We start from the raw sequence: 15,170 nt of genomic DNA on the forward strand, positions 1-15,170 counted from the left end.
TCTCTCAGCCCTCGTTGGATTTCAGGCTGCCGAGCACCTCGCGGGCGCGCAGCAGTTCGACGGCGCGGTCGAGGGCGACGTCCTTGACCTGCTCGGTCTCCTTGACCACCGACTTGGAGTCCTTCCCGGGAGCGAAGACCTCCTCGGACTGGACCTGCAGCTTGATCTCCGTCTCGCGGTCCACCGGCACGAGGATGTCGGGGGTGATGCCGCCGGTGTTCGCCTTCTCGTCGCGCTGGATCGAGCGTCCGGCGGGCGTGTAGTACTTCGCGACGGTCAAGCGCAGCCCGGAGCCGTCGGCCAGAGGGATCACCGACTGCACGCTCGCCTTGCCGAAGGTGCGGTCTCCGACGATGACCGCGCGGCGGTGGTCCTGGAGCGCCCCGGCCACGATCTCGCTGCCGGAGGCCGAACCCTCGTTGACGAGGACGACCAGCGGCATGCCGCCGAAGGGCGCCTTGGGCCCGCCCCGGAAGTCCTGGCGGCTCTCCGCGCGGCGGCCCTGGGTGTAGACGATGAGCTTGCTCTCTCCGAGGAAGTCGGAGGCGACGTCGACGGCCGCGGTCAGCAGGCCGCCGGGGTTGTTCCGCAGGTCGAGGACCAGCGAGGTCGCTCCGCCCTCCTTGAGTTTCGTCAGCCCCTTGTAGACGTCCTCGGAGGTGTGGGCGCTGAACTCGATGATGCGGAGGTAGCCCACCTTGTCGTTGAGGGCGCGGGTCTGCACGCTCTCGATCTTGATGACCTCGCGGACGATGGTGAAATCCTGGGTCGTCCAGTCCTTCTTCGCGGCCTCCTTGGGGTCCCCCTCGGGCGCGCGCGCGACGGTGAAGGCGACCTTCGAGCCCGGCGCCCCGCGCAGCTTCTTGACCGCCTCGACGAGCGAGAGGCCCTTGGTGCTCTCGGCGTCGATCTTGATGATGCGGTCCTGCGGCAGGACCCCGGCCTTGTAGGCGGGCGTGCCGGGAAGGGGCGTGATGACCGTCAGCCAGTCCTCCCGCATGCCGATGCGGATGCCGAGGCCGCCGAACTGCCCCTCGGTCTCGGTCTTGATGTCCTTGTGCAGGTCCGGGTCCATGAACTGCGAGAAGGGGTCGAGGACCTTGACCATGCCGGTCGCGGCGCCGTAGATGAGCTTCTTCGTCTCGATCTCCTCGACGTAGTTCTCCTTGATGTACTCGAGGATGTCGACGATGATCTTGAGCTGCTCGTAGGTCCGGTCGACGGCGGCGTGGGCCTTCGGCAGCGCGAAGAAGCCCGTCGCGGCGACGACGGCGGCGAGGACGATCCCCCGCATCCTGCGGCCCGTGGTGACACTCTTCATCATTCCCCCTTCCGTAGTCCTTCGCGCCTCAGCGCCGCTCGAGCAGCGTCAGCGGGTCCAGCGGAGCCTGCCCCCGGCGGACCTCGAAGTAGAGGCCCCCTCCGTCGCCGGACGCCACGGCGATCTCGCCGCGCGCCGGCACGCGAGCGCCCTTATGGACGAGCGCCTGGTCCAGCCCTCCGTAGATCCCGAAGAAGCCTTCGTCGTGCTCGACGATGAGCACGTTGCCGTATGAACGGAACGGACCGTCGAAGATGACGCGCCCGGCCGAGACCGCGCGCACGCGGCTCCCGGCGGGGGCGGCGATGCGGATCCCGTTCTGGATGCTCCAGGTCTTGAGCCCGGCGACCTGGGTCTTCCCGAAGCGCGAAAGGACCTGCCCCTCCGAGGGCCAGGGCAGCGAATGCAGCGGGACCGGCGCGGGAGCCCTCCCCCCCGCGGCTCGGCGCTTGCGCTCGAGGTCGCCGAGGAGGTTCGCCAGCGCCCGGGCGGATTCCTCGAGCTCGCGGGCCGCGGCGAGGGCTTCGGAGGCCTTGCGCCCCGCCTCGCGCGCGTCCTGCTGGCGGGACTGATAGAGCTGCTCCTGGTGCTCGACGTCGCCCTGCGCCTGCGCGGCCTTCGCGCCGAAGACCCGCTCTTCGGAGCGCGCGCGCTCCTGCTGATGGGCGGCGCCGCCTTCGGCGCGGCGCAGGCCGCCGAGTCGGCGCAGCCGGCCGACGAGCGCGGCGCGCTCGAAAGACTCCTTCCAAAGCCCGGAGCGGCCGTACGCCGGCTCGGTGCGCGCGAGGACCCGGGCGTAGGCGCGGACCTGCTCGACGAGGAGGCGGCGATCGATGCCTTTCGCGTTGCGGATCGCGCCGAGGCGCTCCGAGAACTCCTCGGCGCGCGCGGCGGCCTCGCGGCGGCGGCCGCTGAGGTCGAGCAGCGAGCGCTGTGCGCGCTGCTTGTCGTCGAGGATGGTCGAGAGCTGCTTCTGCGCCTCCGCCTGGCGCCGCTGGTACTCGCGCGCCTCCTCCCGCTTGCGGCTGAGCTGCTCCTGGATGCGCTGAAGCTCCTTCTGGCGTCGACGCGCGTCCGCGGCCCCGGCCGCCGAGGGCAGGAGCAGGAGCGCGGCGAGGAAGGAGACGACCACGACCGGGCGCGCGGCGTGCGGGCGTTCCGAGCCGCGGCTTCCCTCGCCGAGGACCCACCCGGCCGCGGCGCACGCGCCGAGCAGCGCGGCCTGCATGAGCGCCCCCGGCCAGCCCTCGAGGCCGCCGGCGCCCCGCGCCGGCCACGCCGCCAGCAGCACGAGCGCCATCCCGACGGCGGCGCCCGCGGCCACGGGGGCCGCGGAACCGGAGCCGGGGAGCGGCGCGCGGCCCAGCGCGACCGGCCACAGCCGGCGCGCCGCCGCGAGCGCCCAGAGGCCGGCGAGCAGGGCGAGCAGAAGAGTCAGGAGGCGGCGATGGAACTGGAGGCGGAGCAGGGCCTGCGCCTGCAGGGGCTTGAAGACGGCCTCGCCGGTCTCGGGCATGGCCTGCGCCGCGCTCACGAGCTCCGGCAGGCGCCGGAGCCCTTCGTCGCTGAGCCTGAGCTCGGCGGCGTCGGGCAGAGGGTTCTCGCCCAGAAAGGCCACCGCCTGCGCGAGCTCGGGGTCCTCGGCGGCGTAGGTCCGCAGGCTGGCGGCGGGAGGCACGGACCGGAGCTCGGCGACGCCCGCGAGCGCGCGGAGCTTCTCCTCGACGACCGTCCGGCGCGCCGCGTCGAGGCCCTCACGGAAGAAGACCACGATGCGGAAATCCTCGTGCAGCCGCGCCTCGGCGGCGCCGGCTTCCGCGCGCAGGAGGAGCAGACCCTCGGAGAGGGCTCCGAGGGTGAGTCCGAGCAGAAGCAGGGTCCGGGAGCGGCGCGGAGCCGTCCCGACGAGGCGACGCATGGACGGATTACAGCATAGCCCCGAGCATAGCGTCAATGAACGCGCGCCCGCGCGTGTATAGAGCCGGGAATCCCCCCGGGGGATTCCCGGCTTGGCTAAAACAAGCCATCACAGGCGTTCGGCATCATCGTAGCGCGCTGAAAGATCCGGCCCCCGTCCGTCGGTGGGCCGGATTTTTCAGCGACTGCGGCGGTGGAGGAAGAGGGTCCCGAAGACGAGGACCGTCAGGACGAGGGTCCCGATGAGGAACAGCGGCCGCCGCGACGCGGCGTAGTCGATGAAGCCCCGCATGAGCGGCGCGGGCGCCTCTTCGACGACGGGCGCCGCGTCCGGGGAGGGGACGATCTTGATGACGGCGGGGTCCTTGAGGACCCGGACGATGTCGGGGACGGGCACCCGCGCCGAGACGACGGCGACCATCTGGCTCGTCCCGGGGATCGCCTGGTAGCCGATGACCCGGCGCAGGCGGAAGCCCGCGTAGCGGGAAAGGCGCTCGATGACCGGCGGGAGCGCCGCGCTCGGGGAGATCCCGGGCGGGATGCGGATGCCGACGAGGAGATCGGTGGTCGGAGCATCGGGGAGGGTCCGCACGAACGGAGAGCGCTCGACGCGCAGGCGCTGGACGTCCGGGCCGAAGACCTCGCCGAGGCGCTCCGCGGGGACCCAGCCCCGCACGGTCACCTTCGTCTTCGCCGCGTCGACGAACGCGGGAGGGAAGCGCCCGTCGAGCCGCAGCCCCGAGCGGACGCCGATCTCGGCGACCGCATCGCGGTAATCTCCGGGATGCGCCGAGACGTCGAGGTCCACGGAGACGAAAAGTCCTTCGGAGGCCGGCTCGGAGGCCCGCGGCTCGAAAGAACCGACGGAGGGACCGTCCACGGTCCCCGCGCCCGCGGCCGCGCCGGCGCCCAGGATGTGGCTCTCGTAGTCCATCCGGCCGAGGTTCTTGGCCTGGTCGGGGGTGACCTGCGCGGCGCGCGCGGCCGGCAGGAGCATCGGGGCGCTGAGGCCGTTCCAGAGGGAATAGCGCATCGCGTTCGGCGCGTCGCGCAGCGTCTCGCCGTCGGCGGGCGCGGCGGAGACGGAGCCGTCGGCCGAAGCCGCCGCGGCGGGCTCGGCCGCGGGGGTCTCGGCGGAGCGCTTGCGTCCGGGCCAGGGACGCGTCTCCGAGCGTCCCTGCGCGGGCATCACGACCCCATAAGCGGGGGCGTCCGCAGCCGCGCCGCGCGCCTGAGCGGCCGCGGCCTGCGCCGGCGGCCGGACCGCGGGAGCGGCGGCGTCGACGGAAGGGAGGGCCGTCGGTCCGGGCCCCGCGGAGGGCGAGCCCATCGACGACGTGTTCTGGTAATCCGTCTGGTCGGGGGTGTTCGGAGGGGTCTGCCCCCCCTCTCCGAAGAACTTCGCGTTGAAAGCCGGGGATTCCTTCTTATCGGCGGCGGAAACCGCGGACGCGGACTGCAGGAGGCCCCATGCGGCGAGAGTGACGAGGGAAACGCTCAAAGCCCGGGGCCAGGCCTTCATTGAAAGATTCTACCATGCGCCTGCAAATTGTCAACCAGGGAGTCAAGAGAATCGCGGTATTCGGAACCGGGAGGTTATTCGCGCCGCAGGCCGACGTAGAAAAGCCCCAGCGGGATGCCGAGGGCGGCCGCGAGGACCGCGCGCGTGCAGAGCAGCGCGAAGCCTTCGCGCTGGAGGAAGGAGAGCCCCAGGAGCGTCAGCGCGAGGAGCCCGAGCAGGAGGGTCCCGCGGAAAGGGTCTTCCTCCCCGCCCGCGCCGTCCCGGTCCTGGGAGAGGAAGAACCAGCAGCCCGCAAAGAGGGCCGACTGCCCGAGCAGAAGCTCCGGCCAGCGCAGGACGAGCCAGTCCCAGCCGGGCCGCAGGAGGCCGAGCCGAGCGAAGGGCGGCTCGGCGGAGCGCCCCTTCCAGAGCAGAAGCGCCGCCGCGGCTAAGCCGACGGAGAAGAGTCCCCAGCGCGCGAACCTGCCCCCGCGGGGGAGCCAGCGCCGCGGATCCGCCGGGTAGAGCGCGGCCGCGCCCAGCAGGAGCACGCACAGGAGCGCCGCCGCCTCGAGTCCGGGAGGACACAGGCCGAGGCGCCAACTCCGGGACGCCGACAGGACCCGCATCCCCGCGCCGAAAGGGAGCATGCAGGCGGCGGCGGCGAACGCCCCCCCCGCCGTCTCCAGAAGGGGCGACGCGGGGGCCGGAGCGACGCGGGAGAGAGCGCGGGCGGCGTCGAGGCCGCGGCGCAGGGCGAACATCGGGCCGACCGCCGCGAGAAGGAGAAGGAGCCCCCAGAGCAGCAGGCGCTCGAGCGCGGTCGCCGTGCGCTCGAGGCCCCCCCCGGGCCCCGGCTCGGAGGTCTCGAGTCCGCGCAGGACCGCCGCCAGGGAGCGCAGGCGCTCGAAGGAGCGCTCGAGGCCGAGCTCCGGATCCAGCCGCAGGAGCACGAGGTCGGCCCCGTCGAGGGAGAGCCGTCGGCGCAGAGCGGCCGGACCGAGTCCCGCGTCCATCTCCGCGAAAGTCAGGGCCTGCGCGCCCGCGGCGCCGGCGGAACGGGCCCAGGACAGACGGTCGGCGCGGCCGAGCCCGCGCGCGGAGCGCGGAGGCAGAGCCGCCCAGGCTCCCCCGCGCACGACCGCCGGGACCGGGCCGCGATAGGACGACGCGACGAGCAGCGCGGCCGGACCCTCGCCGGCCGCGGCGGCGACGGCCTCCGCATCCGCGTCGTCCTCGGCCACGAAGACGGGGACGAGCCCCGCGGAGCGCGCCCCGGCGGCCGCTGCGCGGTCGTAGCCGACGCGCAGGGACGCGGGAAGGTCCTCGGCAAAGAGGAGCCCCCTCTGCCCGCCCATGACGGCCTTGCGCGAGGAGAAACCCCGGCGCTCGAGCACGCGGTCGACGAGCGCGAGCTCCGCCGCGTCCTTCGACCACACGGAGCCGCCCTGCAGAGGAGAGCGCGCCGCGATGAGCCCGAGGCGGCGCATCTTCTCGACGTCGGCGCGGGAGAAATGGAGGAGCCCGTTCGAGCGCGTCGCCTCCTCCAGCGTGCGGGAGCGCAGGGCGAGTCCCCAGGCCCCGGCCGCACGCGCGCGTTCGCGGAAGTCCTCCAGAGGATAGCCGGAGACGGCGCACAGCGCCGCGGCGTCGGATTCCTCGACGACGAGAGCGGCCGGGCGCGGACGCGGCGCGGACGACGAGAGCGTCCAGAGGCCGCAGGCGGCCGCGAGGAGGAGGAGGAGGCGGAAGAAGCGGTTCATGCCCGGCGCGCGCGCGCTTCCTCGTAGAGCGCGGCGTAGCGCTCGGCCGAGCGCTCCCAGGAGAAATCCTCGGCGAGGCAGGCGTCCACGCGCGCGGCCCACTCCGGGACGCGGAACGCCGCGAGGGCCCGGTCCAGCGCCGCCGAGAGCTCGTCGGCGTCCGGCCGGGCGGCGAGGAAGCCGTTGGCCGGGCGGCCGCCCTCCGCCCGCTCGCGCACCGTGTCCGCCAGCCCGCCGGTGCGCACGGCCACCGGAACGGAGCCGTAGCGCATGGCGATCATCTGTCCGAGCCCGCAGGGCTCGAAGCGCGAGGGCATCAGGAAGAGGTCGCTCGCCGCGTAGAGGAGCCGCGCGAAGGGGTCGTCGAAGGCCGGATGGAAGTGCACGCGGCGCGGGTGCGCGGCGGCGAGCGCGCGGAAGCCCTTGTCGAGCTCGGGGTCCCCCAGCGCCACCATGGCGAACTGCGCGCCCTTCGCGACCGCGCCGGGGACGGCCTCGAGCACGAGGTCGAGCCCCTTCTGGCGGTCCAGGCGCGTGACCGCGCCGATGAGCGGCCCTTCCGCCGGGACGAAGCCGCATTTGCGCCGCAGCAGCGCCTTCGCCTCCCGCTTCCCTTCCCTCCAGCCGCCGGGGCCGAAACGGCGCGGCAGCGCCCCGTCGGAGAGCGGGTTCCAGAGCTCGAGGTCGAGCCCGTTGAGGATCCCGCGCAGGTCGGCCCCGCGCCCGAGGTAGACGCCTTCGAGCCCGCGGCCGAACTCCGCGGAGGAGCGGATCTCGCCGGCGTATGTGGGGCTGACCGTACTCAGGAGTTCTGAATAGACCGCGCCGCTCTTGAGGTAGTTGGCCTGCCCGTAGTATTCGAGCCCCTCCGGAGTGAACTCCGCCTGGGGCAGGCCCGCGGAGGCGAGCAGTTCCTTGGGGAACACGCCTTGATAGGCGGCGTTGTGGATCGTGAACACCGAGGCCGCGCGAGCGAGCGCGGGGTCCCCGCCGTGCAGCAGGCGCAGGCAGGGCGGCACGAGCCCGGTCTGCCAGTCGTGGCAGTGGAAGACGTCGGGCTCGAGGCCGACGGCCTTCGCGCCCTCGAGGACGGCCCGCGAGAAGAAGGCGAAGCGCGTGCCGTTGTCGAGATAGTCCCGCCCGTCGGCGCCGTAAAGGCCCTCCCGGTCGTAGAGGGCCGGCTGCTGCACGAAGAAGACCTCGAGCTCTCCCTGCACGAGCCGCAGCAGCCGCGCGCGGGCGGCCGCCCCGTCGAAGAGGAAGCGCAGCTCGGCGGCGGGCTCGGGACGGAAGCCGGCCTTCGCGACGGCGCGGTAGTAGGGAAGGAAGAGCGCGACGCGATGCCCCTTGCGCGCGAGCACGCGCGGGAGGGCCCCGGCGACGTCGGCGAGACCGCCGGTCTTGCAGAAGGGGACCGCTTCGCTGGCGGCGAAGACGATCCTCATCCCGTTCTCAGGTAGGGTCCGCTTCGGGCTCGCGCTGCTCCGAGCCCTCCGGCGGCACGGGGGTCTCTTCGGCGGAAGGGGAAGCCGGTTCGACCGCGGCGGGCGCGGCGCCGCCCTCGGTCGAAGCGGACGCGGGCTCCCCCTCGACGCGCCCGAGGGCTCCGCCCTCCGGCACGACGGCGTTCGCGTCCGGCGGAGGCGTGTAGCTGTCGATGGGCGGGAGATCCGCCGTGCTGCGCAGGCCGAAGTGGCGCAGGAACTCGGAGGTCGTCCCGTAAAGGAGCGGCCGGCCGACGCTCTCCTTGCGCCCCACGACCTGGATGAGGTCCTTCTCGAGGAGCGTCTCGAGCGCGGCGATGACCTCGACGCCGCGGATCATCTCGACCTCGGCGCGGGTGAGAGGCTGCTTGTAGGCGATGATGGAGAGGGTCTCGAGCGCCGCGGTGGAAAGGCGCATCGTCATGCGCTCCGCGTAGAGGCGGCGCACGTGCTTGGCGAGGTCCGAACGAGTCGCCATCTGCCAGCCCTCGGCGATCTCGATGATCTGCACGCCGGAGCCGCGCTCGTCGTACTCGCGCTGCAGCTCGGCCACCGCGGCGCAGACGGGCTCGACGTCCTTGACGCCCACGGCGGCGGCCAGGCGCTCGAGCTTGATCGGCTGGTCGGTGATGAAGAGGAGCGTCTCGACGGCTTGCTTCAGTTCGGCTTCTTCCATGGCTCTATCCCTGGAGGGAGTCCTCCCCGTCGGAGGCGTCCCCGGATGCGTCCGGCGCCGGGGTCGGCGGCGGGGTCGCGTCCTCGGGAGCGGCCCCCTCGCCGGAGCCCTTCGGTTCGTCCTGGAGGGCGCTCGGGGTCCTCTCGAAATCCTGCTCGACGGCGGGCGTCGTCGCCGGCGCGGGGGCGAAGCCCTCCGGCGCGGGCTCCTCGACCCGTCCGACGGCGGGCTCGGCCGCAGCGGCGTCCGGGGCGGGCGCGGAGGCCTCGGGCCCCTCGGCCGGGCTCGGGACCGGTTCTTCGGAACCGGGCCAGATCGGACCGACGACCTCCGGCGGCTCGCGCTTGAGGTAGATGAGGATCTCGGCGAACGAGGCCTCCTGCCGCGCGAAGACCTTCTGCGTCTTGATGAGCTCGAGCAGCGCCATGAAGCAGGTCATGATGCCGAGCTTGCGGCGCTCGCCCTTGAAGATGTCGCGGAAGAGGACGTAGGGCTGGTCCTCGAGCATCGAGAGGATGCGCAGCGTCTTCTCCTCGATGCGGAACTCCTCGGGCTCCACCACCCGGCCGGAATCCTCGGCGCGGTCGAGGATCTCGCGCAGGGTCCCCAGGAGGTCGAAGATGCGGATGTTGAGACTCTTCTCCTTCTCGGCGAAGCGGGGAGCGCCCCGGTAGAAGACGCCGTCCCACTCGGCGGCCCGCGTGTCGAGGAACTTCGCGGCCTCCTTGAAGCGCTGGTACTCGAGAAGCTTCTCGACGAGCTCGTTGCGCGGGTCGGGCCCCTCCTCTCCCTCCGCGAGACTCGGCGGGGCGGGCAGGAGGGTGCGGGCTTTGATCTGGATGAGCGTCGAGGCCATCACGAGGAAGTCGCCGGCGACCTCGAGGTTGAGCTCCTTCATGAGCTCGAGGTAGCCCAGGTACTCCCGGGTGATCTGGGAGATGGGGATGTTCTTGATGTCGAGGTCGTCCTTCTTGATGAGGTACATCAGGAGGTCGAGCGGACCCTCGAACATCTCGAGATGGACTTCGTAGGCGAGCTGTCCCATCAGCGCAGGTGCATCGCCGCGCGCACGCGCGCGAGCGTGGCCTCGGCCGCGGCGCGGGCCTTGGCGCTCCCCTCCGCGAGGATGCGCGCGAGGGCCGCGTCGGAATCCCCGCCGAGCCGCTTCGCGCGGTTGGCGCCGAAATCCGCGAAGGGCTTCTCCATGCTCTTGAGGAGGTCCTTCTTGCAGGCCACGCAGCCGATCGTCCCCGCGCGGCACTCGCCCTCGCGCCGGTCGGCGAAGTCGCTGTAGAGACGGTGCAGCGAGAAGACGACGCAGCCGGTCGGGTTCTGCTCGCAGGGCGTCGGATGGCCGGGGTCGTTGGCGCGGACCTTCAGCGGGTCCGTATACATCGACATCACCTTGGGCCGCAGGGTCTCGGGCGTCTCGACGAGGTCCACGGAGTTGCCGTAGGACTTCGACATCTTCCGTCCGTCCACGCCCGGGACCTTCGGCGTCGGGGTCGTGAGCGCCTGCGGCTCCTTGAGCACGGGCCCGTAGATGGAGTTGAAGCGCCGCGCGATCTCGCGCGAGAGTTCGATATGGGGCAGCTGGTCCTGGCCCACGGGCACGGCCTCGGCGCCGTAGGCGAGGATGTCGGCCGCCTGGAGCACGGGATAGCCGAGGAAGCCGTGGGTGCGCAGCTCGACGCGGGCGTGCTCCTCGGGCTCCACGACCTCGAGCTTCTCGCCCTGGAGCTTCTCGCGCGTCTTCGGGCCGAGCACGCCGGACTCCTCGAGCGCCTGCGCGTGCTTCGTGCGCCCGAGCTCCTTGAGCTGCTCCTTGTAGGTCGGGTTGTTCTCGAGCCAGGAGATGGGGGTGACCATCGAGAGCAGCAGCGTGAGTTCCGCATGCTGGGGGACCGCGGACTGCAGGAAGAAGGTGCAGCGCGCCGGGTCGAGTCCGACGGTGAGCCAGTCGCGGACCATCTCGCGCACGTCCGTCTGGAGGTTCCCCGTCTCCTCGTAGCCGGTGGTCAGCATGTGCCAATCCATGACGCCGAACCAGCACTCATACTCGTCCTGCAGGCGGACCCAGTTGCGCAGAGCGCCCCAGTAGTGGCCCACGTGCAGAGGGCCGGTCGGACGCATGCCGGACATCAGGACCTTGCGGGTCATCCGAGCAGCCCCACCTTCGTGAAGGCGGCGAGCACGAGCCGCGCGGGCGCCAGCACGAAGGAGCCGAAGGCCCGCGTCGAGATGAGCGCGAGGAGGATGAGCGCGCCGTAGGGGACGTGACGCAGGTAGGTCTTGCGCCAGGACTCCGGCAGGAGCCCGCCGAGGACCTTCGAGCCGTCGAGCGGATGCACGGGCACGAGGTTGAAGAAGGCGAGCAGGAGGTTCACCGAGACGGCGAAGAGGAGGAACTCGCGGGCCGTCGCGAGGAGGTCGGCGGGGAGCGCGTCGACGGCGCCCGCGGCCTTCACGCCCCGGACGAGCAGCGCCGCGCCGAGCGCCAGGACGAGGTTCGCGGTCGGTCCGGCGAGGGCGACCTTCACGAGGTCGCGCCGGGGGTCGCGCAGGCGCGCCGGGTTCACCGGCACGGGCTTCGCCCAGCCGAACATCGGCGCATGCACGAGGAAGCAGAGCAGCGGCAGGAAGACGGTGCCGAACGGGTCGATGTGCGCCAGCGGGTTCAGCGTGAGCCGGCCGGAGCGCAGGGCGGTCTTGTCGCCGCGGCGCCACGCGGCCCAGCCGTGGCCGAACTCATGGACGACGACCGAGAACAGGAGCACCGGCAGTTGGATGATCCACTCCACGCCGGGATTCTACCTGTTTCCCGTCGGTCTATCAACGGACGCGCGTTGCGCGCGCGCGTGGAAGACGTATAGAATGGCGGCATGGCCTCCCTCTTCCTGGTCGTGGCGGTCCTGCTCTGCGCGGCAAAGCTGCTCGGGAACCTGAGCGTCCGCCTCGGCCTGCCCTCCGTGATCGGGGAGATCCTCGCCGGCGTCCTGCTGAGCTCCTCGGCGCTGAACCTCCTCGGCTGGCCGCTCCCGCACGGCCCCGGGACCCTGACGGCCGGGCAGATGGAGAAGATCCTCTCCGGGCTCGCGGAGCTCGGCGTCCTCTTCCTGATGTTCATCGCGGGGCTCGAGACCGACCTCGAGAAGATGCGCAAGGTCGGCGCCGCGGCCTTCTGGTCGGCGATGGGCGGGGTGCTCCTCCCCTTCCTCGGCGGCGCGCTGCTCGGGCGCTGGACGGGCTACTCCTGGCCCGTCGCGCTCTTCATCGGCACGCTGCTGACCGCCACCAGCGTGAGCATCAGCGCGCAGACGCTCATGGAGCTCAAGGCGCTGACCTCCAAGGAAGGCTCCTGCATCCTCGGCGCGGCGGTCATCGACGACGTGCTCGGCGTGATCGTGCTCTCGCTGGTCGTCGCCACGGCCCTGCCCTCCGACGGAGGGTCGGGCGCGCTGGGCTCCCTCCTCACGACCCTCGGCCTCATGACCGCCTACTTCGTCGTCTCGATCGCCCTCGGGCGCCGCTTCTTCGAGCCGCTGCTGCGCTGGGCCTCGGGACTCCGGACGACCCAGGCCGCCCTCGCCGCCGCCCTCGTCGTCTGCCTCTTCTACTCCTGGTCGGCCGAGGTCGTAGGGCAGGTCGCCGCCATCACCGGCGCCTACATCGCGGGAACGCTCTTCGGCCGAACCTCCTTCCGCGAGGACCTCGCCCGACGCACGGAAGTGTTCGCCTACTCCTTCTTCGTCCCCCTCTTCCTCGCCCACGTGGGGCTTCAGACGCGCCTCGAGTCGCTCGGCGGCGCGATGGGATTCACGGCCGCGCTGCTGCTCATCGCCGTGGTCGGGAAGATCGCCGGCTGCGGGCTCGGGGCGCTCGCGCTCGGCTTCACGCCGCCCGAGTCGCTGCGCGTCGGGGTGGGGATGATCAGCCGCGGAGAGGTCGGCCTCATCATCGCGAGCTACGGACTCTCGCGCGGCATCATCGACGGGACGATCTTCGCCGAGATGGTCCTGATGGTCCTGCTCACGACGCTCATCACGCCCGTCGGGCTCAAGCTCGTCTTCCCGCGGGCGTCCCTCGAAAAGACGATCTGACGGGCGCCTCCCCGGCTCAGCGGCCGGTGTCGGCCTTGATCGACGCCCGCAGCATCCGCAGGTAGAGCTCGGTGAGCTTCGCCTCGCTCCCGCCGGCCGCCCACTCCTGCGCGAGGATCTCGGCGAAGGAGTCGGGCAGGTTCCGGAGCTCCTCCTCGCTCATCATGTTCAGGACGACGTCGGCCTTCGCCTGCAGCGGGAGGATGTGCGTGCGCTCGTTGAAGAGGATGTTCGCCCAGCCGTTGAGGTTGCGCTCGACGGAGATCCCCCGCTCGACGCGGTCGCGCTTGAGGCGGCGGGCGAGGCGCACGGCCGTCGGGGCGGTCAGATAGACGTTGAGGGAGCGGCGCCCCTCGGCGGCCTTGAGGAAGGCCTCGTGCGACGCATAGATGGAGTCGACGACGAGCACGTCGTCGGCGTCGAGCTGCAGGTACTTCCCCGTGTCGAAGCGCGTGGTCTCGGCCGCGGTGTCGTGATAGGGGAGCTCGATGCGTCCGCCCGCGAGCAGAGTCTTCACGTCGGAGGCCGCGCGCTCGAGATAGAGCGACTGCGGCTGGTCGAAGTCCGGCCGCCCTTCGAGGTCCTTGGGGACCTCCGGGCCCGGCCGGTAGTAGTTGTCCACGGGGAAGACGACGAGGCGGCCCGCAAGGCTCTTGGCGAGCTCCCGGGCGAGCGTGGATTTTCCCGCCGCGGTCGGGGCCTCGAGGAAGATCACGCTGCGGCCGGGGAGCGCGCGGGCCTTCGCAAGGATGCCCGCGATCTTCGCGTCGACGTCCGCGCCTTTGAAGCGCAGGTAGTCGGTCCCCTGGAACTCGGAGGCGACGAGGGCGCGCGCCCGGTCGATCGGAGCGGCGGCGGTCCGGCGCGAGAAGAGCCCCAGGACCTTCTCCGCGGCCCACACGACGGGGCCGAGCACCGCGTTGGCGGCGCGCGGCAGGTACATCTGGGAGAGGACGATGCTGCTCATCACGATCGCGACCGAGGCGTTGATGGCCCAGCGCAGGTCGCCGCCCATCAGCGCCGCGTAGAGGTGCAGGAGGCTGCCGAAGACGAGCAGGACCTTGTTGAGCGTCGAGATGCCCTGCGGCGCGCGGCCCTCGTTCTTGAAGATATGGTAGTTCTGCCGGATCTGCGGGGCGTCGAGCACCCAGAGGACGGCCATCGCGGCGCTGAACGCGGCCGTGAGGCCGACGGAGAGCGGCATGAGGACCTGCGAGGCGATGAGCGCGACGACGGCGGAGACGCCGACGACCGTCGCCAGCGTGGCCTTGACCGTCCCGGGGTCCTTCTTGAAGTAGTTGAGCTGGGCGATGACCGTGAGACTCTCGACGATGCCGGCGATGTTCGCGCTGTTCCAGAGCCAGCTCGAGCCCTGGCCCATGGAGACCAGCGTGAGCAGCGAGGCCGCGGCGAACCACATGAGCGGGCCGGCCATGACGACGTCCTTCACGTCCTCCGGTTTGGACTTGAAGTTCTGGATGATCCACGGGATGCCGATCGAGCTCAGCGTGAGACTGCCGACCGCGGCGACGACGCCGACGTACGGGGAGAGCAGGGGCAGGACGGCGGAGACCGCGGCGGTCGCGGCGAGACCGGCGACGGCCTTGAAGGTCCGGCTCCGCCAGAAAGGGGCCTGCGCGGGCGCCGGCGAAGGGAGCGCGGCGGTCTCGATGGGCGCGGGGCTCGCGGTCTCGGAGACGGCGAGCCGCGCTCCGAGCGCTGCGCGCAGGCGGCCCGAAAGCGTTCCGGCCTGGACGGTCTCGGGGGAGGAGACCTCTCCGACCCCTTCGATGAGCCGCTCGCCGCGCAGAGCGGCGAAGACCTTGTCGGCGGCGCCCTTGGAGGATTCGGCGGGGGCCTCCTTCGCGAGCCCGGAGGATTCGAGCGCCTGACCCACGCTCTTGACCGTCTCGGCGACGGTCGGAGCCGCTCCGGGAAGCGTCTCGACGGCCGTCGGCGCGGCGAGCACGGCCCCGGGGACGACGGCGGAAGGAAGGGCGGCGGGCTGGACGGCGGGAAGCGCGGCGCGCGTAAGCGTCGGCATCCGGGCCGCCGACGGGACGAGGGCGCGGCTCCCGGCCTGCGGCAGGACGAGGACGGGCGCGTTCGAGAGGACCGGCAGGGTCTGGACGGCCGAAAGGGGCGCGAGCGAGGTGCCGGGGATGATGGCGGCTGCGCCGAGCCCGGGGACCGGCGCGACTCCGACGGGGACGCTCTGGACGCTCTGGCCGGAGACCTGCTGGGTCTGGACCGCCTGCGCGAGCGCGTCCCAGGCGCCGAATGAGAACGACCAGGCGAGCTGGAGGATGGCGAGGAACGCGGCGAGGGTCTTTTTCGTTCTCATGCTCTCAGTATGCCCCGAACCCGGAAACCCGACATGGGCCCTTCATGCGCCACGGACGGGGACG

11 protein-coding genes are annotated in these 15,170 nt (G+C 71.9%); 1 reads left to right on the forward strand and 10 read right to left on the reverse strand.

All coding sequences use genetic code 11. From position 1 onward, the window contains the following. Positions 1-4 precede the first annotated feature (4 nt). From WC969_12475 to WC969_12515, 9 genes are all read right to left on the reverse strand, one after another. Positions 5-1,324, reverse strand: coding sequence for a S41 family peptidase (locus tag WC969_12475; protein MFA6030664.1), 1,320 nt, complete (start codon positions 1,322-1,324; stop codon positions 5-7). Positions 1,325-1,349: 25 nt separating this feature from the next. Further along, positions 1,350-3,239, reverse strand: coding sequence for a permease-like cell division protein FtsX (locus WC969_12480; protein ID MFA6030665.1), 1,890 nt, complete (start codon positions 3,237-3,239; stop codon positions 1,350-1,352). 177 nt (positions 3,240-3,416) lie between these two features. Further along, positions 3,417-4,760 (reverse strand): hypothetical protein, encoded by a 1,344-nt coding sequence (locus WC969_12485; GenBank protein MFA6030666.1) that lies wholly within the window; start codon positions 4,758-4,760, stop codon positions 3,417-3,419. A 74-nt stretch (positions 4,761-4,834) separates the two neighbouring features. Then, the gene (locus WC969_12490; GenBank protein MFA6030667.1) at positions 4,835-6,502 is read right to left on the reverse strand and encodes a hypothetical protein; all 1,668 of its coding nucleotides are present in this window, start codon (positions 6,500-6,502) and stop codon (positions 4,835-4,837) included. Then, positions 6,499-7,947 carry a glycogen synthase gene (locus tag WC969_12495; GenBank protein ID MFA6030668.1) on the reverse strand — a complete coding sequence of 483 codons (1,449 nt, stop codon included), beginning with the start codon at positions 7,945-7,947 and terminating at the stop codon, positions 6,499-6,501. Before WC969_12495 ends, WC969_12490 begins: the two co-directional genes overlap by 4 nt. A gap of 7 nt (positions 7,948-7,954) precedes the next feature. Beyond that, positions 7,955-8,662: an SMC-Scp complex subunit ScpB gene (gene scpB / locus WC969_12500; GenBank protein ID MFA6030669.1), complete on the reverse strand. Its 708-nt coding sequence runs from the start codon at positions 8,660-8,662 to the stop codon at positions 7,955-7,957. A 4-nt stretch (positions 8,663-8,666) separates the two neighbouring features. Then, positions 8,667-9,707: a segregation/condensation protein A gene (locus WC969_12505; protein MFA6030670.1), complete on the reverse strand. Its 1,041-nt coding sequence runs from the start codon at positions 9,705-9,707 to the stop codon at positions 8,667-8,669. Beyond that, positions 9,707-10,822 (reverse strand): tryptophan--tRNA ligase, encoded by a 1,116-nt coding sequence (gene trpS, locus WC969_12510; GenBank protein ID MFA6030671.1) that lies wholly within the window; start codon positions 10,820-10,822, stop codon positions 9,707-9,709. The genes WC969_12505 and trpS overlap by 1 nt, the downstream gene beginning before the upstream one ends. Further along, a complete protein-coding gene (locus WC969_12515) occupies positions 10,819-11,463 on the reverse strand; it encodes a site-2 protease family protein (protein ID MFA6030672.1) in 645 nt (214 codons plus the stop codon). Before WC969_12515 ends, trpS begins: the two co-directional genes overlap by 4 nt. Before the next feature lie 81 nt (positions 11,464-11,544). Between WC969_12515 and WC969_12520 the strand changes: the two genes are divergently transcribed. Next, positions 11,545-12,762 (forward strand): cation:proton antiporter, encoded by a 1,218-nt coding sequence (locus tag WC969_12520; protein MFA6030673.1) that lies wholly within the window; start codon positions 11,545-11,547, stop codon positions 12,760-12,762. A gap of 16 nt (positions 12,763-12,778) precedes the next feature. On the opposite strand, the gene WC969_12525 is transcribed toward WC969_12520, so the two are convergent. Further along, positions 12,779-15,106 (reverse strand): hypothetical protein, encoded by a 2,328-nt coding sequence (locus WC969_12525; protein MFA6030674.1) that lies wholly within the window; start codon positions 15,104-15,106, stop codon positions 12,779-12,781. Positions 15,107-15,170 lie beyond the last annotated feature (64 nt).

The sequence above is a fragment of the Elusimicrobiota bacterium genome (assembly GCA_041660925.1).
Classification (GTDB): Bacteria; Elusimicrobiota; Elusimicrobia; order UBA1565; family UBA1565; genus JBAZUV01.

Coding starts and splice junctions, on each gene's coding strand:
- scpB (MFA6030669.1), bottom strand. CDS start 8,662: ATGGAAGAAGCCGAACTGAAGCAAGCCGTCGAGACGCTCCTCTTCATC.
- WC969_12480 (MFA6030665.1), bottom strand. CDS start 3,239: ATGCGTCGCCTCGTCGGGACGGCTCCGCGCCGCTCCCGGACCCTGCTT.
- WC969_12485 (MFA6030666.1), bottom strand. CDS start 4,760: ATGAAGGCCTGGCCCCGGGCTTTGAGCGTTTCCCTCGTCACTCTCGCC.
- WC969_12475 (MFA6030664.1), bottom strand. CDS start 1,324: ATGATGAAGAGTGTCACCACGGGCCGCAGGATGCGGGGGATCGTCCTC.
- WC969_12505 (MFA6030670.1), bottom strand. CDS start 9,707: ATGGGACAGCTCGCCTACGAAGTCCATCTCGAGATGTTCGAGGGTCCG.
- WC969_12525 (MFA6030674.1), bottom strand. CDS start 15,106: ATGAGAACGAAAAAGACCCTCGCCGCGTTCCTCGCCATCCTCCAGCTC.
- WC969_12490 (MFA6030667.1), bottom strand. CDS start 6,502: ATGAACCGCTTCTTCCGCCTCCTCCTCCTCCTCGCGGCCGCCTGCGGC.
- WC969_12520 (MFA6030673.1), top strand. CDS start 11,545: ATGGCCTCCCTCTTCCTGGTCGTGGCGGTCCTGCTCTGCGCGGCAAAG.
- trpS (MFA6030671.1), bottom strand. CDS start 10,822: ATGACCCGCAAGGTCCTGATGTCCGGCATGCGTCCGACCGGCCCTCTG.
- WC969_12495 (MFA6030668.1), bottom strand. CDS start 7,947: ATGAGGATCGTCTTCGCCGCCAGCGAAGCGGTCCCCTTCTGCAAGACC.